Below are 22,823 nucleotides of genomic sequence, written 5' to 3' on the forward strand. Positions count from 1 at the left end.
TGCGCATCAGACCGTGGTCGACAAGGATGCAGGTGAGCTGGTCGCCGACCGCCTCATGGATCAGCAAGGCCGCGACCGAGGAATCAACGCCGCCCGACAGCGCGCAGATCACCTTGCCCTTGCCGACCTGTTTGCGGATCGTCTCGACCGCGTGCTCGCGGTAGGCGCGCATCGTCCAGTCGCCTTCGATGCCGGCGATGTTGTGGACGAAGTTGCGGAGCAGCCTGGCGCCGTCCGGCGTATGCACCACTTCGGGGTGGAACATGAGGCCGTACATTTTGCGTTCGACATTGCCGAAGATAGCGAAGGGCGAGCCCTCCGATTTTCCGAGCACCTCGAACCCCTTGGGCAGGGAGATGACGCGGTCGCCATGGCTCATCCACACCTGGTGGCGCTGGCCGGGCGCCCACAGGCCGTCGAACAACGGGCTGTCCTTGGCGATCTCGACGAAGGCGCGGCCGAATTCGCGGTGGTCGGAGCTTTCGGCGACGCCGCCCATCTGCACGCACATCGCCATCTGGCCATAGCAGATGCCGAGCACCGGCACGCCGGCGTCGAAGACGATCTGCGGCGCGCGCGGACTGCCGATGTCGCCGGTCGAGGCCGGGCCGCCGGACAGGATCACCGCCTTCGGATTGACGCGCTTGAACGCCGCCTCGGCCGACTGGAAGGGCACGATCTCGGAAAAGACGCCGGCCTCGCGGATGCGGCGGGCGATCAGCTGGGTGAACTGGCTGCCGAAATCGACAATCAGGACGGTGTCGGGATGATTGGCTGTTTTCATGGCGAGCGTTTAGAGAAAGAAACGAGTCGGCGCAATGGGTTGTGAGGTCGCGCTTTCACTTCGATTCCGGTGTGTCGTCCTGAACGCCAGAGGCTTTGTCCAATGCATCCGTTTGCGTTGTATCGAGCGACTGCAAGGCGCCCATCAGCGCCGCGAAACGCTCGTGACCAAGGCGGGCAACATAGCTCCGTTCGATCTGCAGCTTGATGCGGTCGCCATCGCGCAGGGCGTCCAGGCCCTTGCGGGTGTAGCGCACAAGCTTGCCGCGACCGTCTTGCGGATCGGGCAGACGCTGCAACACACCTTCCGTCTCCAGGCCATCGAGCAATTGCTGAATCGCCTGCTTGGAGATCGCCGAGCGCTCGATCAGCGCCGACTGGCGCATGCCGCCGCGCGGGATGTGTCCAAGCAGGCCGGCACGCGCTTCGGTGAACCAGTGATGGCCGGCAGCGCGCATCGCAGCGGCGAACTCGGTCTGCCAGGCGCGGCTCGCCTGCCACAGCCGCCAACCTATGTGATCCGGCAGCGCTTCAGGTTTTTCGTCAAGGCCCTTGACCAAATTCTTCTCGCCCGATACATAGTCAAGCATCTTGACTACTAGTTCACTCTAAGTGGCGATGCCGGTCAAGGCAATCGGCGACTTCAATTCAGGAGGAAATCATGGCAGCACTTCAGAAGGAAACCCTTGCAATGCTCATTCCGGGCATGACCCATGTGTTGGAACGAAACGGCAAGGAGGCTTACGTCTATTTTGAAAGCGAGGGTGCCGCGCACATGCTGCTCGACGATGGCGAGGCGCGAAGCGGGCGCTGGCGGATGCTCGATGACGGTTATGTCGCCGACTGGGACACCGGCGCGACCGGACGCTGGACCCTCGATCACGAGCCCGGGTCAGTCACTTACATCAATCGCGACAACGCCGTTCGCTTCAGGATGATCGGCGTGCTGTTCGGCAACGCTAAGAAGCTGCCGCCCCAACAAGCTTGAAGTCGATCGCGCCCGAGGCGATCGCCTGTTCCAGCAGTTGCACCGCCGCGGCCAGCTTCTCGTCGATGACGTGCAGATATTCGGTCCAGTCGCCGACATGCCTCAGATCGGCTGCCCCGTCGGAAATGCCGCGCAGGCCGATAAGCGGCACGTCGAACAGCTGGCAGGCGCGCAGGCAGGCGAAGGTCTCCATATCGACCATGTCGGCGGCGATCGCGTCGTAGGCGGCGCCGGAGACGATTGCCGCCCCGGTCGACAGCGTCGCCTGTCTGACGCCTGGTATCCTGAACGGCAGCGGCACGCTGACAGGCAGGTCGAGGAACGGCGTGGCGCCCTTCTCGAACCCGAGGGGCGAGGCGTCCATGTCGCGGTAGGCGACTGAAACGGCCTGGTAGATTTCCGTCTGCTCCAGCGTCCGGCTGCCCGCCGACCCGAGCGACACGACTAGATCGGGCAGCGCCATCCCGGCATGCAGCCGGGATAGTTCGGCGCTGAGTCCGACGCCGGCCTCGACCGGTCCGACGCCGGTCAGCAGCGGCGTGAACAGCCGCTGCAGGTGTGGACCGTATTCGGCTTCGGCCGCCATGACGAAGAGAACGGATCTGCCGGAGATCGGGGTGAGCTCACCAGGTGTCTTGCCGGCCATGATCGTCCATCCTCCCCTGCCCGTTCCTCAGCCCTCGATGCCGTCGCGGCCGAGCACTGTCATCATCGTTCCGGTCATCGTGGCGATCAGCTTGGCCTCGCCGTCGACGGCGAACGCATAGGCCTGGCCGTCGGCGACGATGATGGTGCGGCCGGGCTTGGTAACCGAGCCGCGAAACAGGAAACGCTCGCCCCTGCCCGGCGCCAGCAGATTGACCTTGAACTCGATGGTCAGCACGCCGGAATTTTCCGGCATCAGCGAGAATGCCGCATAGCCGCAGGCCGAGTCGAGAGCCGTCGAAATGACGCCGGCATGGAGAAAGCCGTGCTGCTGCGTCAATGCCGCAGAATAGGGCATTTCGATCTCGATGATGCCGGGCGTCACCAGCGTCAGCTCGGCGCCAATCGTCATCATCGCGTTCTGGCGCGCGAAGGACGTCCTGACGCGGTCCTCGTAATCGGGAGCAGGAACGATCTTTGCTGCCATGGCCGTCGCCCTTCGTTTCTCGACAAATCTTATTGCAAAGGCATTTATCGCAGAGGGGTGGGCGGCAGGCAATCGCAAATGCTGCACTGCAGCATTCGGCTTAGCCCTGTATCGATGGCAACGATTCAGCCGGCCCGCCGCAGCGCGCAGAAGTAAAAGCCGTCGGTGCCGCTCAGCAACGGCGACAGCGAAATGCCGCCCGCAGCGCCTATCCGCATTGCCGCTTCGTGGCCCGCAAAACGGCTGTCCCAAAGCTGGCGGTGATCGAGCGGGACAAAACCGGGATGGCGGTCCCGGAAGGCCGAAACCTGGTCGCCATTCTCCTCGTCGAACACCGAACAGGTGATGTAGACCAGCAGGCCGCCGGGTTTGACGAAGTCCCTGGCGGCATCGAGTATCGTCTCCTGCTCGCCCTTGCGGGCGTCGAGCTGTCTTTGCGTCAGCCGCCATTTGGCATCCGGCCGGCGCCGCCAGGTGCCGCTGCCGGTGCAGGGCGCATCGATCAGGACGATGTCCATATGCTTGCCGAGCGGCGCGAGTTCGGCCGGCTTGGTGACGATCTGCACATTGCGGTTTTCCGAGCGGCGGATGCGGTCGAAGATCGGCGCCAGCCTTGCCTTCTCCGCATCGTGAGCGAAGATCTGGCCTCGATTATCCATCGCCGCGGACAGCGCCAGCGTCTTGCCGCCGGCGCCGGCGCAAAAGTCGAGCACCTGCATTCCAGGCTCGGCGCCGGCCAGTTCAGCCGCAATCTGCGAACCCTCGTCCTGGACCTCGAACCAGCCTTTCTGGAAGGCCGGCTCGGCCTGCACGTTCGGGTGCCTGCCGTCGCCTTCGATCGGCGGGATGCGGATACCGTGCGGCGCGATCCGGGCAGGCTTGGCGCCGGTCTCCGCCAGTTCCGCCAGCACCTTGCCGCGATCGGCCTTCAGCGTGTTGACCCTGAGGTCGAGCGGCGGGCGTGTCGCCAGCGCGGCACCCTCTTCCACCCAGGCCGTGCCGAACGCCCGTTCGAACAGCGGCATGCACCAGTCGGGGATGTCTGCCCTGACGGCCGGCGGCGCATCGGCAAGCCGGCGACCGCCGAGCGTTGTCAGTTCGTCGGCGGTAAGCAGCGGCGGCGCGAACTTGTCGCCCTCGAGCGCCTCGTTCAGCGACTGCGCCGTCTGGCCCCATTCGAGCAGCAGCGCGCCGAAGCCGATGGCGCACGGCGTGTCCTCGCCGAGCAGCCAGCCTGCGGAGCGCTTGCGGCGCAGCGCGTCGTAGACGATGTTGCCGATCGCGGCACGGTCGCCGCCACCGGCGAAGCGGTGCGACAGGCCCCAGTCCTTCAGCGCATCGGCCACCGGCCGGTGACGCCGGCCAATATCGTCAAGCACTTCGATGGCTGCCGCCAGCCGCCCGCCCAGTCTCATTGTCGTCTTCCATTACTCAGCAAATTAATTCCGGCCCTGCTCTTAGAGCTTTTCGTGCCCTGATTGAAACAGTTCTGTTTCGCCGACGGCGAGACGATCCATGCGGAGGGGTGACGAATGTGGGTTGGTGCATCGCGAGCCGCCGCCACCAAGCGGGCGCCGGCATGCGGTACGAAACAATTCGATCAATATATTATATGTTTCTAATGTGCGTGTCTGGTGCTCACAAGCATAGCGGCTTGCGCAACTGCTCTGCTTTGCAAGTTTTCCGGTTGCGAATACTCTTTGCGCGGTGATTCGCGTCGCAGAAAAAGCGGAGCCGCGGGTCGATACGAGGAGAGGGCAATGAAAACTTATCTGGCGGAAGTTCTAGGCACGTTTCTATTGGTGTTCATCGGCACGGCTTCGGTGGTGACGGGCGGCTTCGGCGGCGCGCTGCCGCTCGGCCAGGAAGGTATCGGTCTGGCGTTCGGCATCGGCCTGATAGCGGCCGCTTACGCGATCGGCCCGATTTCGGGCGCGCATCTCAATCCGGCGGTGACGCTCGGTGTGTTCCTCGCCGGGCGGATGCCGGCCAGGGATGTCATTCCCTATTGGATCGCGCAGGTCATCGGCGCCATCATCGCGTCGCTGGCACTGTGGATCATCGTCTCCGGACAGGTGGGCGGCCACACCGGCGGCTTCGGCGCCAATGGCTGGGATGTGACGAAATGGGGCGTCAGCTCGGCCTTCCTGTGGGAGCTGATCGGCACCTTCACCTTCGTCACGGTGATCCTCGGCGTCACCAACGCCAAGCACACCACGGCCTTCGCCGGCCTGGTCATCGGCCTGACGCTGGCCGGACTACACTTCGCCATCATTCCGGTGACCGGCACATCGCTCAACCCGGCCCGTTCGATCGGACCGGCGCTGTTTTCGGGAACTGCGGCGATCGGCCAGCTCTGGCTGTTCATCGTCGCGCCGCTGATCGGCGGCGCCATTGCCGGCGTGGTCGCCAAGGCCGGTATCTTCGAGAAAGACTGACTTTTCGGAAGCCCAACGAAAAAGGCGCGGGTCGAGACCCGCGCCCTTTTTGTTGCGTCGAGAAATTCGTATGCCCGGATCAGGCCGCGAGGTCAAAACGGTCGGCGTTCATCACCTTGGTCCAGGCGGCGGCGAAATCCCTGACGAACTTCTGCCCGGCGTCGGCCGATCCGTAGACCTCGGCAAGCGCACGCAATTGCGCGTGCGAGCCGAAGATCAGGTCGGCGCGGGTGCCGGTCCACTTGACCGCCCTGGTCTTGCGGTCGCGTGCTTCGTAGACTTCATCGGACCCGGCGGCCGGATCCCAGACCGTGTTCATGGAGAGCAGATTGACGAAGAAATCGTTGGTCAACGTGCCCGGCCTGTCGGTGAACACCCCGTGCTTCGACTGACCGCTGTTGGCGCCGAGCACCCGCAACCCGCCGACGAGCACCGTCATCTCCGGCGCCGTCAAGGTCAGCAGCTGCGCCCGGTCGACCAGCATCGCTTCGACCGACATCGGCGGCTTACCCCTGACATAATTGCGGAAGCCATCGACTTTCGGCTCGAGCGCGGCGAAGGACTGGATATCCGTCTGTTCCTGCGAGGCGTCCATGCGGCCCGGCGTGAAAGGAACCTGCACGTCATGGCCGCCGTCCTTGGCCGCCTTCTCGACCGCGGCGACGCCGCCGAGAACGATCAGGTCGGCAAGAGAGATCTTCTTGCCGCCGGACTGCGAGTTATTGAAGCCCTTCTGGATGCCTTCGAGTGTCTCGAGCACCTTGGCCAGCTGCGCCGGCTGGTTGACCTCCCAATCCTTCTGCGGCGCCAGGCGGATGCGGGCGCCGTTGGCGCCGCCGCGCTTGTCGGAGCCGCGGAAAGTCGAGGCCGAGGCCCAGGCGGTCGAGACCAGTTCGGAAACGGACAGGCCGGAGGCCAGGATCTTCGCCTTCAGCGAGGCGATGTCCTGTTCGCTGACCAGCTCGTGGTCGATTGCCGGTATCGGGTCCTGCCAGATCAGCTCTTCCTTCGGCACGAGCGGCCCGAGATAGCGGAGGGCCGGACCCATGTCGCGATGGGTCAGCTTGAACCAGGCGCGCGCGAAGGCATCGGCGAACTGATCAGGATTCTGATGGAAGCGCCGCGAGATCTTCTCGTAGGCCGGGTCGACGCGCAAAGCGAGGTCGGTGGTCAGCATCGCCGGCGCGCGGCGCTTCGACGGGTCGTGCGCGTCCGGCACGGAGCCTGCACCGGCGCCGCCCTTCGGCGTCCACTGCTGGGCGCCGGCCGGGCTCTTGGTCAGTTCCCATTCGTAGTTGAACAGATTGTCGAAGAAGTTGTTGCTCCACTTGGTCGGCGTCGTGGTCCAGGTCACCTCGAGGCCCGAGGTGATGGCGTCGCCGGCAATGCCGGTGGCATGCTTGCTCGACCAGCCGAGGCCCTGCGCCTCGATGCCGGCGCCTTCCGGCTCCGCCCCGACCAGCGATGCATCACCGGCGCCGTGGGTCTTGCCGAAGGTGTGACCGCCGGCGATGAGCGCCACGGTTTCCTCGTCGTTCATGGCCATGCGGGCGAAGGTCTCGCGGATATCGCGCGCCGCGGCCAATGGATCGGGCGTGCCGTTCGGCCCTTCCGGGTTGACGTAGATCAGCCCCATCTGCACGGCGCCGAGATGGCCGTGAAGTTCGCGGTCGCCGGAATAGCGCTCGTCGGCGAGCCACTTGGTTTCCGATCCCCAGTCGACGTCCTGCTCCGGCTCCCAGACATCGGCGCGGCCGCCGGCGAAGCCGAACGTCTTGAAGCCCATCGATTCCAGCGCGACGTTGCCGGTGAGGATCAACAGGTCGGCCCAGGAGATTTTCCTGCCGTATTTCTGCTTGACCGGCCACAGCAGCCGGCGCGCCTTGTCGAGATTGGCGTTGTCCGGCCAGCTGTTGAGTGGCGCGAAACGCTGCTGGCCGGCGCCGGCGCCGCCACGGCCGTCGCCGATGCGATAGGTGCCGGCGCTGTGCCAGGCCATGCGGATGAAGAGCGGGCCGTAATGACCGAAATCGGCCGGCCACCAATCCTGCGAATCGGTCATCACCTGGTGCAGATCCCTGATCACCGCATCGAGATCGAGGCTCTTGAATTCCTTGGCGTAGTCGAAGTCCTCGTCCATCGGATCCGAGAGGCTGGACTGCTGGTGGAGGACGCCAAGGTCGAGCTGGTTCGGCCACCAGTCGCGGTTGGTCCTGGCGGCCGGTCCATGTGGGACCGGGCATTTGCCGGCGCTATTGTCGTCGGTTTTCGCGTCCATCTTTGCCTCCGATTTGTTGATTTTCCGGGATTTTGTTGATTTTCCGGGCAGGGCCAGCGGCCGCGCCATCTTGGAATGGTTCCAGACTAGCCCGCCCAGCCGATAAAGACAAATTGCCTTTGCTGTTTATTCTGATAGGTTTTCCTTATGATCGGTTTGACCGTCCGGCAGATGCATTATTTCGAGGCGCTGGCGCAGACGCTGCATTTCGGCCGTGCCGCAAAACTCGCCGGCGTCAGCCAGCCGGCGCTGTCCGCGCAGATCGCCGAGATGGAGCTGCGGCTCAATTGCCGTCTGTTCGAGCGCGGCGGCAAATCGGTGCGCATGACCGACGAAGCGCAGGTCCTGCTGCCGCGCATCGAGCGCATTCTTGCCGACGTCCGCGACGTCGAGGCGACGGCCCGGCGCGGCCGCCCGGCGCTGGAAGGCCGCTTCCGGCTCGGCATCATCCCGACGGTGGCGCCCTATCTGCTGCCGCATGTGCTGCCGGAGCTGAAACGGCATTTCCCGGCCTTGCAGCTGGAACTGCGCGAGGCGGTGACCGCGTCGCTGGTCGAGGACACCAGTTCGGGGAAGCTCGACGCCTTCGTCGCGGCACTGCCCCTCGATTACCCCGGCCTGGTCACCGAGGAACTTTTCTCCGACCGGTTCTTCCTTGCCGTGCCGGCCGGCGACCCCGCCTTCGCCTCGCCGCCGGTGCCGCCGGAAAGCCCGGCGCTGGAGCGGCTGATGCTGCTGGAGGAAGGCCATTGCCTGCGCGAACAGGCGCTCGCCGTCTGCGGCAGCGTGCGGCCGGTGGCGATGGCAAGCTACGGCGCGACCAGCCTGACGACGCTCTTACAGATGGTGGCGCATGGGCTCGGCGTCACGCTCATCCCCGAGATGGCGGCCGGGCCAGCCAGCACTATCCCCGATTTGAAGATCGTGGCGTTCCAGGAACCGATGCCGCAGCGCACGATCTGCCTCGCCTGGCGGCGCAACAAGGTGCGCCACGACGAATGCGTCGAACTGGCCAAGATCATCCGCGGGCTGGATGCGGCGGTGCTGGCAGCGTAGAGCGGCGGGTCAAGGATCCGGTTTTAGCCCCGAAGCCAACTCGCAAGAAAGGAACGGCTTCAATCCTTTTCCCAGGCTGCGAGCAACGGGCCGTTGCTTCCATAGACAGGGTCCTTGCGCGGACGGCCAACCCTGGGGATCGTGACGACTGCCTTGGCATGGTCGGCGGCGGTCGTACACAGGTCATAGGTGCCGGATGGAGGATAGGCGCCGACAACCAGAAAATCGTCGGACGCGGAAAGACGCTGGTGCCCGGTGCCGGCCGGAAGCACCGCGACGTCGCCGGCCTTCAGGGGGAGCGTTCGTCCCTTGTTGCCGCCAAAGCGGACTTTCGCCGTCCCGCGCGCGACGCCGAGCACCTCGTGTATCCGCGAATGGTAGTGGACGTAGTCGTAGATGCCGTTGCGCCAGCTATCGCCCCAGCCATTTGCCTCGAAAAGCGCCTCCATGACAGCCGCAGGATCGAATTCCTCGGGCAGCTTCACGGCGCCGCGATAGACGACAAGCGGCCAGAACGGATGGTTGGGCACAAGGCCATCATCCCAGAACCGAAATTCATTCGCTTTGCGCGGCCGGAGAAGATCGGCGACCTCTCGCCGGCCCGGTCTGGCGGCACCGGTGACCTGCTCGACGGCTTTCTTCGTGGTTTGCAGAATGCTCATGATGCTGCCTTGGATTGGTGGTGGCTTCATGCCGATTAACCGGCTGCACGGCGCTCGGTTCCGCTGAGGGCAGAGATCTGCGATCTGTGCGGTCGGCATTTGACGTCCGGGCACATCGAAGCCGCCCAAGTTTCAAGACTTGAACACCGCAAGCATGTGAAGATCCAATCGGTCCCGCCGCTGTGTCGTCCCATGGCACGGATGAGACGATACACTGTTTTACCACAGCGCTCGCGACAGCTCGCGAAACGGGCGACCCGCAGAGGCTTTTTTCGTGTTATGATGCATTTGCAACGCGCCTAATCTCGACCTCGGCAATATGACAAAGGTCGAAAGCAATTTTGCCCTGGCGTCGCCCAGCACGGACTCAACTCCGGATGGCTGGGCGTGCTTATCCGGGGCGAGGAGGTTGTCCATGTCCACGAGTAGTGTCGAACGTCCGCTGCAGCCGGGCGACCGGGCACCGAATATTATTCTCGATGCGATCTCCCGCGAAGGCAAAATCGCGCTCACTGATTTTCGAGGTCGTAGCCCATTGTTGATCGGCTTGTTTCGAGGCCTGCACTGTGCGTTCTGCCGGCGCAATGTCGCGGCAATGGCGCAACTCAAGCCGGCTCTGGCTGAGAAAGGCGTCGAATGCCTGGCGGTCGTCAATACGCCGGTAGAGCGGGCACGGCTCTATTTCCGTTACCATCCGACACCCGATCTTCTCGCCGCGTCCGACCCGGAGCGGGCCTCGCACCGTGCTTTCGGCTTGCGCGAGATCGGGATGGACAAGGTCATGGGGATCCGTATCGATCTCCCGGGTGAGTTGCCCGAGCCTATGGACCCCATCGCCATAAACGAGTTGCTCAACAAGAAGGAGGGGTATGAGATTACGGAAGCCGATCAGCAGATGATGGCTTCCGCTAAGGAGCTGCTGGTTGGTCAGTTTCTCATCGACCGAGGGGGCATTGTACGCTGGAGCTTCACTGAAGTTCTGGAGGCTGGCCTCAATACCCCCAAGGCGCCGAATCCGGAGGAATTGATGTCAGCGGCTTCCCAAGTTGCACATTAATGGGCTGCGGAAATAGGCGGCTGACAACTCGCTCGACGACCGCGCCCTTCCCGCTCACTACCGGGGAAAGGCCGTTCTGGGTCAAAACCTGAAGATCGTGGATGACCGCTTCGCGCCCGATCTCGGCCGTAGAGATCAGCTTCTCCGCGTCCTGAAAGCAGACATCGCAAGCGAGGACTCCGGAGGTCGCGGTTGCGCCCTCAAGCCCCGCCCGGTCGACCAGATAGAAGATCGCATTGGCCTCGCCGCCCGGCATCGTCTCGCTGAACTGGATGCGGCTGTTAGGCTGGATCAGACCGAGCAGGGTCTCCGCCGCACCTCGACGCCGAGATCGCGCAGATCGTGGCCGTTGCCGCGCCGCGCCGATTTTCTGGAGTGATAAGCCGCGCCCGACGCGGCGAATTCGTAACCCTACTCGGCGGCCGTCTCCGATGGCGCCTCTGCCGGCCCCGAAGGCTCGGCCTCGGCACGGGGCTTGCGCCGTGAAAACAGCGACCTGAGCGTGACGTAGAACACCGGCGTCAGGAACAGGCCGACGAAGGTGACGCCGAGCATGCCGGAGAATACCGCGGTGCCGAGCGACTGGCGCATTTCTGCGCCCGGGCCCGTTGCAATCATCAGCGGCACGACGCCGAGGATGAACGAGAAGGCGGTCATCAGGATCGGCCGCAGCCTGAGCCGGCAGGCTTCGACGGCAGCCTCGGCGGCCGACAGGCCGCGTTCCTGCGCCTGCCGCGCGAATTCGACGATCAGGATCGCGTTCTTGGCGGCAAGCCCGATTAGCACGATGAGGCCGATCTGCACGAGGATGTTGTTGTCCAGCCCTCGGAGCGACACGCCGAGCAACGCCGCGAGCACGCCGAGCGGCACCACCAGCACAATGGCGAACGGCAGCACCCAGCTTTCATATTGCGCCGCCAGCGCCAGGAACACGAACAGCACCGACAGTCCGAAGATATAGACAGCGGCATTGCCGGTGTTGCGCTCCTGATAGGCGAGCTCGGTCCATTCATAGGAGGTACCGGCCGGCAGCGTCTTTGCCGTGATCCCTTCCATCAATGCCAGCGCGTCGCCCGTGGAAACGCCGGGCGCGGCGTTGCCCTGCAGCGGCACCGAGACGTACATGTTGTAGCGCTGGACCAGCGCCGGGCCGGTGACGTCGCGGATCTCGACCAACGTGCCGAGCGGAACCAGCGCGCCGGTCGCCGAGCGCACCTTCAGTTTCAAGATGTCGGCGCGATCGAGACGGAACGCCTGGTCGGCCTGCGCCCGCACCTGGTAGACGCGCCCGAAAGCGTTGAAGTCGTTGACGTAGGCAGTGCCCAAATTGATCGACAGCGCCTCGAAGATGTTGGGGATCGGCACGTTCAGGATGCGCGCCTTGTCGCGATCGATCGCCAGGAAGAATTGCGGGCTCGACGCGGAGAACGTGGTGAACACGCCCGTCAGCCCCGGCGTCTTGTTGGCCTTGCCGGCGATTTCGTTGGCAAGCGCCAGGATCTGCCGCATGTCGGCGCTGTTGCGCTCCTGGATCTGCAGCTTGAAGCCGCCGGCATTGCCGACGCCGCGGATCGGCGGCGGCGGCAGTGCGATAATGAAGGCTTCCTTGATGCTTTGCAGGCTGCCGAACAGATTGCCGATGACCTGGGTCGCCGACTGGCCGGCTTTCAGTCGCTCGTCAAACGGCTTGAACCTGGCGAAGATCACGCCCGCGTTGCTGGCGTTGGTGAAGGTCGCGCCGGAGAAGCCGGCGAAGGCGACTGCGTAGTCGACGCCTGGCGTTTTCTGGATGATCTGCGACGCCTGCTGGATGACCGCATCGGTCCTCGACAGCGAAGCGCCGTCCGGCAACTGGATGACGACGATCGCATAGCCCTGGTCAAGCGACGGAATGAAACCGCGCGGCACCGACTGCACCATGTAGACCGTGGCGTAGATGAGGGCCGCGAAAACGGCCAGCATGGCGGCGATCGTTATCCACGAGCCGACCAGCACGCGGATGATGCTCGAATACCAATGGGCGACCCTGTCGAAGCCGCGATTGAAGCCGTCGGCGAGCGCCCGTCCGAACCGCGCCAGGAAAAAGCGCGGCGGCGCCGCCGCGGCGTGATGCGGCTTGAACAGCAGTGCGGCCAGCGCCGGCGAAAGCGTCAGCGAATTGAATGCCGAGATCGCCGTCGACACCGCGATGGTGATCGCAAACTGCAGATAGAACTGCCCAGAAATGCCGGGGATGAAGGCTGTCGGTACGAACACGGCTATCAGCACCAGCGAGATCGCGATGACGGCCGTTCCGACTTCGTCCATGGTCAGGTGCGACGCCGGATTGGGCGCCAGCCCTCTGGCGATATTGCGCTCGACGTTTTCGACCACGACGATCGCATCGTCGACGACGATGCCGATCGCCAGAACTAGGCCGAACAGCGTCAGCATGTTGAGCGAGAAGCCGGCGGCGTAAAGCACCGCCAGCGTGCCGATCAGCGACACGGGGATCGCCACGATCGGCACGATCGCCATGCGCCACGATTGCAGGAAGACGATGATGACGATGATGACCAGCAGCATCGCCTCGAGAATCGTCTTGTAGACCTCCTGGATCGACTCGGCGACGAACTCAGTCGGATTGTAGACGATGTCGTAGCTCAACCCCCTCGGGAAGTCGCGGGAAAGCTCCTTCATCTTGTCCTGGATCTCCGCGGCTGCGGCGAGCGCATTGGTGCCCGGCCGCTGGAAGATGGCGAGCGCCACCGCCGGTTTGCCGTTGAGATAGGAGTTGGTGACGTAATCCTTGGCGCCGAGCTCGATGCGCGCCACGTCCTGCAGCGAGATCAGGCGGCCGTCGTCGGTCGATTTGACGATCACGTATCGGAAGTCGCGTGCGTCGTTGAAGCGGCCTTGCGTGGTGACCGTGTACTGGAACGCCGTGCCGGTGCTGGTCGGCGGCGCGCCGATCGAGCCGCCCGACACCTGGACGTTCTGGTCGCGCAGCGCCTGCACCACATCGCCCGAGGTCATCCCCAGGGCGGACAGTTTTTCCGGATCGAGCCAGATGCGCAGCGAATATTCGCGTTCGCCGAAGATGATGAGGTCGCCGACGCCGTCTAGTCTGAGCAGTATGTCGCGCACCCGCGAGCGGGCGTAGTTCGAGACGTAGAGCTGGTCGTAGGTATTGTCGGGCGACAGCATGTGCACGACCATCATCAGGTCGGGCGAGCTCTTGGTGGTGGTGATGCCGAGGCGGCGGACTTCTTCGGGCAGGCGCGGCTCGGCGACCGACACGCGGTTCTGCACCAGCACCTGAGCCTGGTCGAGATCGGTGCCCAGCTTGAAGGTGATGGTCAGCGCCATCGCCCCGTCGCCCGACGAATAGGACGACATGTAGAGCATGCCCTCGACGCCGTTGATCTCCTGCTCGATCGGCGTTGCCACCGTCGCTGCGACCGTCTCGGCGTCGGCGCCCGGATACTGCGCGCGAACGACGATGGTCGGCGGCGCGATCTCGGGATATTGCGCGACCGGCAGCTGGGTATAAGCAATCCCGCCGAGGATCAGCAGGACGATCGAAACGACCGATGCGAAGATCGGACGGTCGACGAAGAAATGTGCGAACCTCATTGCTGCAACTCGGCGGTCTCGGCCTTGGGCGGCAACGTCACCATCTCGACCTTCACCTTGGTGCCCGGCCTGGCGTGCATCAGCCCTTTGACGATGATTGTCTCGTCGCCGGTCAGGCCCTGGCGGATGACCCGGTAGCCGTCGAGAAGCGGGCCGGTGCGCACGGGCTTCGCCGACACCATCCCGGCCTCATCCACCAGGAACACGATGCGGCGATCCTGATCGGCGCCGATCGCCTCGTCGGGCACCAGCACGCCGCTATGCGGCAGGGACCCCGGCACGTTGATGCGCCCGAACATGCCTGGCTGGAGAATGCCATCGGCGTTGGGAAACCTTGCACGTACCCGCATGGTGCCGGTCGCGTTGTCGATCCGGTTCTCGGCAAAATCGAGCTTGCCTTTGAATACCGCCTCCGCGCGGTCGGCGACGCGCACCACCACCTCGAGCCCGCCGGCGCCTTCCTGCATGCTGCCGCCGCGCTCCTTCGCGTCGCGGGCATAGCTGAAATACAGGCGCTCATCGACGTCGAAATAGAAGTCGATCGGATCGCGCGTAACGATGGTCGTCAGCAAGGTGGAATCCGGCTGCACGAGGTTGCCGACCGACACCAGCCGGCGGTCGATGCGGCCGGACAAGGGTGCCTTGATCTCGGTGAATTCCATGTTCAGGCTGGCCGTCGTCAGGGCAGCCGTCGCGCCCTGCATCTGCGCCTGCGCCGAAAGGTATTCCCGCCGGCGGTCGTCGACCGTCGCGGTTGAGATATTGCCGGTCTTGGCGAGTTCGTCGGCGCGATCCAGCTGCATCTTGGAGAATTCGAGCAGACTCTTGGCGACGTCCACTTGCGACTTGGCGGCATCATAAGCCGCCTGGTACGGACGCTCGTCGATGGTGAAGAGCAGGTCGCCCTTATTGACCAGTGCGCCGTCCTGGAAGCTGACCTTGTCCAGATAGCCGCTGACGCGCGAACGGATGGCGACCTGGTCGACGGCTTCGAAGCGCCCGACGAACTCGTCGTCTTCGACGATTTCACGGACCACCGGCTTGGCCGCTGTCACCACGGGTAGCTGCTGGTCCTGCGCAAACGCAGTGCTGCTGAAAGCCATGCCGAGCAGGAATGCCGCCGACACGGCGGCGCGGGGAAGCCAGCCGGCCGATCGACAGGGTCGCCCGCCCGCGTCGCGATGCAATTGCCCATTCTCTGGGGTGTCCATTTGCGTCCTCGCTCGCTGGACCCGGAGGTCGGTTGATCCGCTTCTACGCTCAGGCTTTTCGTCGAGATCAGAGCACTGCAGTGTTGTGCATGGCAACATGATCATTTTCCATGTGGGCCGAAATGTCCACCCTGTGGCTGCCCCGCCACCCGCCACTGGCAACGCAGATCCACCGGGCGGTCCGGGACGCCATTGAGACGGGACGGCTAGACCCGGGAGCAGACCTTGGTCCCGTCGGGCTGAACGTCCGCAATCCTTCTTCAAACGTTAAAGCCGCCATTCCGCAATCGGCTGCAGATCGAGACGTTCAAGGCCTTGGTGCTAAGCGTCCGCCCACGGCGCAAAGGAGACAAATTGGCGCCCACCCCTCAAGCCGTCTTTGCTGTCACCACTCTCAATTCTCGACCATCGCCTCATCCGGAACTTCTGCGGCTCGCCTACTTCGCAACTCAATGCGGAAACGGATGACCGCTCGTTCGAAAACCGGTCGATAGTGGTTTGCCACCTCCCCCCCAACCCTCACGGCACAAATATCAAAAACACCCAAGTAAAAAACACCACCAGATGCACCAAGCCGGTCAAGAACGTCGTTCTCTCGGTGCTAAAGCTTACATTGCAGATGAAGAGCGCCAGAACCAAAAGCACCGTGTCGGTCGCCGGCAGCCCCAGGGTCAGGCCTCTTCCGGTCAGCAGGCTGGCGGCGGCGATTGCCGGTATTGTCAGGCCGATCGTGGCACAGGCCGAGCCCATGGCGACGTTCAGGCCGCGCTGCAGCTCGTTGTTGAGTGCGGCACGAACCGCCGAAATGGCCTCCGGCATCAAGACCAGCGCGGCGATCATTGCGCCGACAATGGCGTCGGCCTGCGGCACCTGGTAGGCGACGAGCGCATCTTCGACGCTGGCTGCGACCTGTTCGGCCAGCATGACGATGCCGATCAGCCCGATCAGCAGGAGAACAGCGCCGGCGGCGACGCTTTCGTGAGCGTCGGTTCGCACTGCGGCGCCATGCGCTTGCCCGTCGATGAAATCGTCGCGGTGGCGGACAGTCTGCGCGAACAGAAAACCGGTATAGAGCAGCACCGAAAGCACGCTGACGAAGCCAAGTTGCGCGGCCGAGAACGTGCCGGGATCGGTGGTTCGCGTGTAGGTCGGCAGAATGAGCGTCATGACGCTCAGCGCGACCAGCACCGCCAGATAGGCGCTGGTCCCTTGGCGGACGATTGCCTGCTTGCGATGGCGCCAGCCGCCAAACGTCAGGCACATGCCGACAACACCGGTGGAGGTGATCATCACCGTCGAGAACACGGATTCGCGCGCAAGCGTCGGGTTGTTGGCTCCGTGCAGCATGATGGAAACGATGATCGACACTTCGATTGCCGTCACGGCGATGGTCAGCACCAACGTGCCGTACGGCTCGCCAACCCGCCTGGCCACCGCCTCGGCGTGGTCGAGCACCACGAAAATGGTGATGAACATGATCGCGCTCGACAGCGCGCCGATAAACATCCTGGTGCCCAGCGACCCTTCGTCGACCGACACCCCGCTGGCCCTGACCGCGACAGCCATCGCCAGCGCGGCCAACGGCATGCCGTACGAAACCGCCGATCTTGCGAAACCACTCATTCCAAGCCCCTTCCGCAAGCCCCTTTTGCAAGTCCCTTCTGGGCAAGCCCCTCCTGCGAACCCTGCGAAAGCCTGAAGCGCCTCGCCCTCAAGCCGTCTTCTGCGTCACCAATCCCAGCTCGTCGACCATCGCCTGGCGCATCAGGAATTTCTGCGGCTTGCCGGTCACCGTCATCGGCAATTCGGTGCGGAAGCGGATGTAGCGCGGGATCTTGAAATGGGCGATCTGGCCGGCGCAGAACGCCTTGATCTCCTGCTCGGTGGTGATCTGGCCGGGCTTCAGCACGATCCAGGCGCACAGCTCCTCGCCATATTTCGGGTCGGGAATGCCGAACACCTGCACCTCCTTGATCTTGGGGTGGCGATAGAGGAATTCCTCGACCTCGCGTGGATAGACGTTCTCGCCGCCGCGGATGACCATGTCCTTGACCCGGCCGACGATGTTGCAATAGCCCTCGGCGTCAATGGTGGCGAGGTCGCCCGTGTGCATCCAGCCGTCGGCGTCGATGGCCTCGCGGGTCTTCTGCTCGTCGTCCCAATAGCCCTTCATCACGGAATAGCCGCGCGTGCAGAGCTCGCCCGGCGCGCCGACCGCGACGGTGGCGCCTTCGGCGTCGATGGCCTTGACCTCGACATGCGGATGGACGCGGCCGACGGTCGAGACGCGCTTTTCCAGCGGGTCGTCGACGCTGCTCTGGAACGACACCGGGCTGGTCTCGGTCATGCCGTAGGCGATGGTCACCTCTGCCATATGCATCAGCGACACCACCTTCTTCATCACCTCGATCGGGCATGGCGAGCCGGCCATGATGCCGGTGCGCAGGCTGGTGAGATCGAAGGAGGCGAACTCCGGATGGTCGAGCAGGCCGACGAACATGGTCGGCACGCCGTAAAGCGCGGTGCAGCGTTCCGTCGCCACCGCCTTCAGGGTGGCGCCGGCATCGAACCCCTCGCTCGGGAAAACCATGGTCGCGCCCTTGGTGACGCAGCCCATCGTGCCCATCGACATGCCGAAGCAATGGTAGAGCGGCACCGGAATGCACAGCAGGTCGTCGACGGTGAGTCGGATCGCCGCGGTGACGAAATTGCCGTTGTTGACGATGTTGTTGTGGGTCAGCGTCGCGCCCTTGGGCGCGCCAGTCGTGCCGCTGGTGAACTGGATGTTGATGGCATCGTCGGGTTTCAGCCCGTCGGAGATGCGGTCGAGCCGGTCATGCTCGTCGCGCCCAGCCATTGCCAGCACGTCGGCGAAATTGAACATGCCCGGCGAATTCTCCTCGTCCATGCGGATAACGGTCTTCAGCGCCGGCAGCTTGTTAGCGTCGAGCTTGCCAGGGGTGGCCTTGGCGATCTCCGGCGCCAGCGTCTCGATCATGCCGAGATAGTCGGAGCTCTTGAACTTGGCGGCGGTGACCAGCGCCTTGCAACCGACCTTGTTCAAGGCATATTCCAGCTCGACCAACCGATAGGCCGGGTTGATGTTGACCAGGATCAGGCCGATGCGGGCGGTGGCGAATTGCGTCACCAGCCATTCCCAGCGGTTCGGCGACCAGATGCCGACGCGATCGCCTTTCTCGAGGCCGAGCGCCAGGAAGCCGGCGGCCAGCGCATCGACCGTCTCCGACAGTTCCTCCCAGGTAAAGCGCTTGTCCTGCTCGACGAAGACGGCGGCATCGAGCGTGCCGTATTTGCCGACCGTATCGGCAAACAGCGCCGGGATGGTCAGGTTGAGCAGCGGCACGCTGCGCTCGCCCGAGACATGCGCCGTGCCGTCGACCGGCGCAATGAACGAACCCCCATCGCGCTTGGAGCGCAAATTGGTGGCATTCTTCAACTCGTCGAGATTGATCGGCATCGCCGTGTCCTCCGCAGACAGAACGAGCCTATCAGCCCGGCGGGGTGGTGGAAATCCCGCCGGTGGTAGGGCTGGGTGGGAACTCGCCTGTAAGGGCCGAAAATAAAAAACCCGCCACGGAGGGCGGGTCTTCGGGGCCAATTGGCACCATAGCGAGATTAGTAGCATAGCTGCCGGCACAAAGCAAGAACAAAATTGCTGTACGTCAAGAAAATCGCTTCAGGTCGGTTCCAGCGGCCAAGCTGCCAATCTCCCTCCTTGAGGGGGAGATGGCCGGCAGGCCAGAGGGGGTCGTCTCGCGTGGAGCACCTGCCTGCCGTTAGGAGAGTCGCGTCAAGACGTACCGACCCCCTAAGTCGCCTTAGGCGACCTCTCCCCCTCAAGGGGGGAGATTGGCGACGTCAGCCTGAATTCACCGATGCCATCCTGGCCGCAATATCGCGCAAAGTCGCCTCGTCGGCCACAGCGCGCTGCTTCCTCGACGCGACGAGACAGGCCTGCGAGCGCAGGATGAGCCCATCGGCCAGCACCTTGAGATGGTTGGCGCGCAAGGTCGAGCCTGACGTGGTGATGTCGACGACGATATCGGCCAACCCGGCCGCCGGCGCGCCTTCGGTGGCACCCAGGCTTTCGACGATGCGGTAGACCTGGATGCCGTGCTTTTGCGAAAAGAACTGCTGGGTCAGGCGCCAGTATTTGGTGGCGATCCTGAGCCGGCGGCCGTGGCGCTGGCGGAAATCGGCGGCGACGTCGTCGAGGTCGGCCATGGTGTCGACATCGAGCCAGATATCGGGCACGGCGACGACGACATCGGCATTGCCGAAACCGAGGCGGGCGATGATTTCGGCGCGCGCCTCGCAATCGGCAAGGTTTTCGCGAAGCAGATCCTCGCCGGTGATGCCGAGATCGACCGAGCCCTGGCCGATTTCGCCTGATATCTCCGAGGCAGACAGGAACGCTATCTCGACGCCGTCAAGGCCGTCGATGCGGGCGCGATATTTGCGCTCGTCGCCGGGCAGGCTGACGGCAAGCCCGGCCTTGGCCAGCACCTCCAGCGCCTGCTCCTTGAGCCGGCCCTTCGACGGGATCGCCAGCGTGATCATGGCGCCGTCTCCCGCAGCGCCTCGATGCGGTCGAGCCAGACGGAAAAACCGACACCGGGGATCGGCGTTTTGGCGCCGAGCAGTGTCAGCAGCCGGTCGTAGCGGCCACCACCGGCGAGCGGCCGGTCGCCATCCTGCGCCGCGATCTCGAAGACGAGGCCGGTGTAGTAATCGAGCGGCCGGCCGAAGGCGGCATCGTAGCTGATTTCAGACATCGGCAGGCCGAGGCGTTCTATGGCCGCGGCGCGGGCTGCGAAATTCTCCAGCGCAGCCCCCAGTGAAAGCCCGGCATCGGCTGCAAAACGTTCGAGCGCTCCGGCGGCGTTGTCGAGCGGCACGTCGATCGCCAGGAAACTCTTTAGTGCCGCAAACGCCTCGTTCGACAGCCGTACGCTGCGCAATTCGGCCTTCTCGATCAGGCGCCGCGCAATCTCGGACGGCGAACGCCCGGCCGTTGCCGACAGCCCGGCCTCTTCCATGCCGCCGGCGATATGCGCCGAAAGGCTGTCGAGATCGCCATCGAGGACAAGGGCTGCGACCGGGCCGGCAAGCTGGCTGTTGCGCGGCGGATTGGCGAGGTCGGCAAGCGCCGCCTCCAGCATCGGCGCCGAGCCGAAGGCGCGCGCCAGCCGCATGCGCCAACCGCGCGGCAGGCCAAGCGCTGCAAGCACCGCCTCGAAAATGGTCTGGTCGCCGAGCGTCACCGCCAGCTCCCGGCCGGGCAGCACCAGCGACAGCAGCGCATGCGCATCGGCCAGCGAACGCGCGTCGGCGGCGGCTGTGTCGCGGTCGCCGAGATCTTCGATGCCGGCCTGGAAGAACTCGTTGCCGCCCTCGCGGCGCTGGCGAAACACCTCGCCGAGATAGGAATAGCGGCGCGGCGTGCCGGCCTGGCTGGCAATGTGGTCGAGGCAGACCGGAATGGTGAATTCCGGCCGCAGGCAAAGCGTCTGCCCGGTCTCGCTCTCGGTGAGAAAGATGCGGCGCCGCAAATCCTCGCCGGCCATGTCGAGGAACGGATCGGCCGGCTGCAGCACGGCGACCTCGACCGCATGGGTGTTGCGCGCGGCGAAGAGCGTCGCGATGTCGGATGCGATGGCGGGGCGGGGGGTCATAAAACGCCACCTCCCCTTCTCCCCTTGTGGGAGAAGGTGGATTGGCGCGACGCGCCAAGACGGATGAGGGGTGCCGGAAGAAATGAGGCGTCGGCGTTCCCTGGAACACCCCTCATCCGACCGAGCTTCGCTCGGCCACCTTCTCCCACAAGGGGAGAAGGAAGCGGCGCCCTACTTGCCACGCGCCCGCTCCTCGGCCTGCGCCGCCAGTATCTTGTTCACCTCGGCGACCAGATTGCCTTCCGCCACGGTCACCTGCGCCGGTCGTGCGGCGCGCCATTCGGCGTTGTCGGCGATCTCGGCCGACATCTTCGCGCCCTCGATCAGGTCCTTGATCTGCACCTCGCCCTTGGCGCGCTCGTCGCCGCCCTGGATGACGGCGACCGGGCTGCCGCGGCGGTCGGCATATTTCAGCTGCGCCTTCATGCCGGCGCCGCCGAGATACATTTCCGAGCGGATGCCGGCGGCGCGCAGCTCGGCCACCATCTTCTGGTAGCGGCCGAGGCTTTCCGTATCCCTGTCCATGGTCAGCACGACGACCGGCGCGATGACATCGGAAGTATCGAGCTTGCCGAGGTTCTTCAGCGCCGTCATCAGCCGCGAGACGCCGATCGAAAAACCGGTCGCCGGCACCGGCTCGCCGCGAAAGCGCGAGACGAGACCGTCATAACGGCCGCCGCCGCCAACCGAGCCGAAGCGCACGATCTGGCCGTCCTCATTGGGGATTTCGGCCAGCAGCTCGGCTTCGTAGACCGGGCCGGTGTAATATTCGAGGCCACGCACGACGGAGGGATCGATGCGGATGCGATCCTCACCGTAGCCGCTTTGTGCGACCATGGTTCTTATCTGCTCCAACTCTGCAAGACCCTCAACAAACGAGGCATTCGTTATGCCCAGATGTTCGAGTTTCCTTTCCTCGACAAGATTGCTGAGCCCTGGGGTGATAGATCCCAGTGTCTGGACAATTTGTTCGGGATCATGCTGCGCCATGACCGTGAAATAGCTGATCACAACATCGACTTGCGCGTTACCCAGCCCGGCACCTTTGGTAAAATCACCGCTCTCGTCCTTGCGCCCGGCGCCCAAAAGCAGACGAACCCCCTCGACGCCCAGCTTGTCCAGCTTGTCGATCGCCCGTAGCACCTGCAGCCGGCGGCCAGCGTTCTCGTCGCCGCCGAGGCCGATCGCCTCCAGCACGCCATCGAGCACTTTGCGGTTGTTGACGCGGACGACGTAATCGCCGCGCTTGATGCCGAGCGCCTCCATCACATCGGCCATCATCATCGCCATCTCGGCATCGGCCGCGACACCCGGCGTGCCGACCGTGTCGGCGTCGAACTGCATGAACTGGCGGAAGCGGCCGGGACCGGGCTTCTCGTTGCGGAACACCCAGCCGGAGCGATAGCTGCGATACGGCTTCGGCAGGCGCTCGAAATTCTCGGCGACGAAGCGCGCCATTGGCGCGGTCAGGTCGTAGCGCAGCGACAGCCACTGATCGTCATCGTCCTGAAACGAGAACACGCCCTCGTTCGGCCGGTCCTGGTCTGGCAGGAATTTGCCGAGCGCATCGGTGTATTCGATCAGCGGCTGGTCGACCGGCTCGAAACCGTAAAGCTCAAAGACCGAGCGTATCGTCGCCATCATCTTCTCGACAGCGCGGAGATCGTCGGCGCCGCGGTCGACAAAGCCACGCGGCAGGCGCGCTTTCATCTTTTCGGATTTGTCGGCCATGGGATGGGTACTTTGCTATGTAAACGGTGACTTATTTCGGGTCGGCGTGTCCTACCGATGCAGCCCGGAGAAGGCAAGGGTTTGCGGCTCTCCTTCTCCCCTTGTGAGACCTTTGCACAGAAGCCGATTGGTGATTCTGTGATGATGGTCGAAGCAGGGAGATTCGGGATGGCGGA

Annotated in this window: 18 protein-coding genes; 4 read left to right on the plus strand and 14 right to left on the minus strand. The window is 64.2% G+C overall.

Annotated features, from left to right (window positions below):
• A partial coding sequence (gene guaA, locus NKI67_RS32335) for a glutamine-hydrolyzing GMP synthase (protein ID WP_352648894.1) occupies positions 1-784 on the minus strand: 784 nt, incomplete at its 3' end.
• 55 nt (positions 785-839) lie between these two features.
• Complete coding sequence (locus NKI67_RS32340) at positions 840-1,373, minus strand: MarR family winged helix-turn-helix transcriptional regulator (RefSeq protein WP_245274715.1); 534 nt, start codon at positions 1,371-1,373, stop codon at positions 840-842.
• Positions 1,374-1,444: 71 nt separating this feature from the next.
• Here NKI67_RS32340 and NKI67_RS32345 point away from each other — a divergent pair, with 71 nt between their 5' ends.
• A complete protein-coding gene (locus NKI67_RS32345; RefSeq protein ID WP_023677142.1) occupies positions 1,445-1,771 on the plus strand; it encodes a hypothetical protein in 327 nt (108 codons plus the stop codon).
• On the opposite strand, the gene NKI67_RS32350 is transcribed toward NKI67_RS32345, so the two are convergent.
• From NKI67_RS32350 to NKI67_RS32360, 3 genes are all read right to left on the minus strand, one after another.
• Positions 1,743-2,417, minus strand: a complete 675-nt coding sequence (locus tag NKI67_RS32350) for a 5'-methylthioadenosine/S-adenosylhomocysteine nucleosidase (protein ID WP_023677141.1) — start codon at positions 2,415-2,417, stop codon at positions 1,743-1,745. The two genes, NKI67_RS32345 and NKI67_RS32350, sit on opposite strands and share 29 nt — an antisense overlap.
• A gap of 27 nt (positions 2,418-2,444) precedes the next feature.
• Positions 2,445-2,903: a PaaI family thioesterase gene (locus NKI67_RS32355; protein WP_023677140.1), complete on the minus strand. Its 459-nt coding sequence runs from the start codon at positions 2,901-2,903 to the stop codon at positions 2,445-2,447.
• Positions 2,904-3,028: 125 nt separating this feature from the next.
• Positions 3,029-4,318, minus strand: a complete 1,290-nt coding sequence (locus NKI67_RS32360; RefSeq protein WP_023677139.1) for an RsmB/NOP family class I SAM-dependent RNA methyltransferase — start codon at positions 4,316-4,318, stop codon at positions 3,029-3,031.
• Between the two features lie 345 nt (positions 4,319-4,663).
• On the opposite strand from NKI67_RS32360, the gene NKI67_RS32365 reads away from it, so the two are divergent.
• Positions 4,664-5,341 carry an MIP/aquaporin family protein gene (locus tag NKI67_RS32365; protein WP_023677138.1) on the plus strand — a complete coding sequence of 226 codons (678 nt, stop codon included), beginning with the start codon at positions 4,664-4,666 and terminating at the stop codon, positions 5,339-5,341.
• Positions 5,342-5,420: 79 nt separating this feature from the next.
• Here NKI67_RS32365 and katG read toward each other — a convergent pair whose 3' ends face one another.
• Positions 5,421-7,619, minus strand: a complete 2,199-nt coding sequence (gene katG / locus NKI67_RS32370) for a catalase/peroxidase HPI (RefSeq protein ID WP_023677137.1) — start codon at positions 7,617-7,619, stop codon at positions 5,421-5,423.
• Positions 7,620-7,766: 147 nt separating this feature from the next.
• On the opposite strand from katG, the gene NKI67_RS32375 reads away from it, so the two are divergent.
• The gene (locus NKI67_RS32375; RefSeq protein WP_023677136.1) at positions 7,767-8,675 is read left to right on the plus strand and encodes a hydrogen peroxide-inducible genes activator; all 909 of its coding nucleotides are present in this window, start codon (positions 7,767-7,769) and stop codon (positions 8,673-8,675) included.
• Between the two features lie 59 nt (positions 8,676-8,734).
• Here NKI67_RS32375 and NKI67_RS32380 read toward each other — a convergent pair whose 3' ends face one another.
• Complete coding sequence (locus NKI67_RS32380) at positions 8,735-9,337, minus strand: cupin domain-containing protein (protein WP_023677135.1); 603 nt, start codon at positions 9,335-9,337, stop codon at positions 8,735-8,737.
• Positions 9,338-9,752: 415 nt separating this feature from the next.
• Between NKI67_RS32380 and NKI67_RS32385 the strand changes: the two genes are divergently transcribed.
• On the plus strand, positions 9,753-10,394 hold the full coding sequence (locus NKI67_RS32385) for a peroxiredoxin-like family protein (RefSeq protein WP_023677134.1): 642 nt from the start codon (positions 9,753-9,755) through the stop codon (positions 10,392-10,394).
• A gap of 411 nt (positions 10,395-10,805) precedes the next feature.
• On the opposite strand, the gene NKI67_RS32390 is transcribed toward NKI67_RS32385, so the two are convergent.
• The 7 genes from NKI67_RS32390 to hisS form a co-directional block, all read right to left on the minus strand.
• Complete coding sequence (locus NKI67_RS32390) at positions 10,806-14,009, minus strand: efflux RND transporter permease subunit (RefSeq protein ID WP_023677132.1); 3,204 nt, start codon at positions 14,007-14,009, stop codon at positions 10,806-10,808.
• A complete protein-coding gene (locus NKI67_RS32395; protein WP_051406143.1) occupies positions 14,006-15,112 on the minus strand; it encodes an efflux RND transporter periplasmic adaptor subunit in 1,107 nt (368 codons plus the stop codon). Before NKI67_RS32395 ends, NKI67_RS32390 begins: the two co-directional genes overlap by 4 nt.
• A 627-nt stretch (positions 15,113-15,739) precedes the next feature.
• On the minus strand, positions 15,740-16,843 hold the full coding sequence (locus NKI67_RS32400) for a calcium:cation antiporter (protein ID WP_023677130.1): 1,104 nt from the start codon (positions 16,841-16,843) through the stop codon (positions 15,740-15,742).
• A gap of 88 nt (positions 16,844-16,931) precedes the next feature.
• Positions 16,932-18,698 (minus strand): AMP-binding protein, encoded by a 1,767-nt coding sequence (locus NKI67_RS32405; protein WP_023677129.1) that lies wholly within the window; start codon positions 18,696-18,698, stop codon positions 16,932-16,934.
• A 401-nt stretch (positions 18,699-19,099) separates the two neighbouring features.
• A complete protein-coding gene (hisG, locus tag NKI67_RS32410; protein ID WP_023677128.1) occupies positions 19,100-19,801 on the minus strand; it encodes an ATP phosphoribosyltransferase in 702 nt (233 codons plus the stop codon).
• Positions 19,798-20,916: an ATP phosphoribosyltransferase regulatory subunit gene (locus NKI67_RS32415; protein WP_023677127.1), complete on the minus strand. Its 1,119-nt coding sequence runs from the start codon at positions 20,914-20,916 to the stop codon at positions 19,798-19,800. The genes hisG and NKI67_RS32415 overlap by 4 nt, the downstream gene beginning before the upstream one ends.
• Before the next feature lie 171 nt (positions 20,917-21,087).
• A complete protein-coding gene (gene hisS / locus NKI67_RS32420) occupies positions 21,088-22,647 on the minus strand; it encodes a histidine--tRNA ligase (RefSeq protein ID WP_023677126.1) in 1,560 nt (519 codons plus the stop codon).
• Positions 22,648-22,823: the final 176 nt, after the last annotated feature.

The organism is Mesorhizobium sp. M0408 (assembly GCF_040321495.1).
GTDB lineage: Bacteria > Pseudomonadota > Alphaproteobacteria > Rhizobiales > Rhizobiaceae > Mesorhizobium.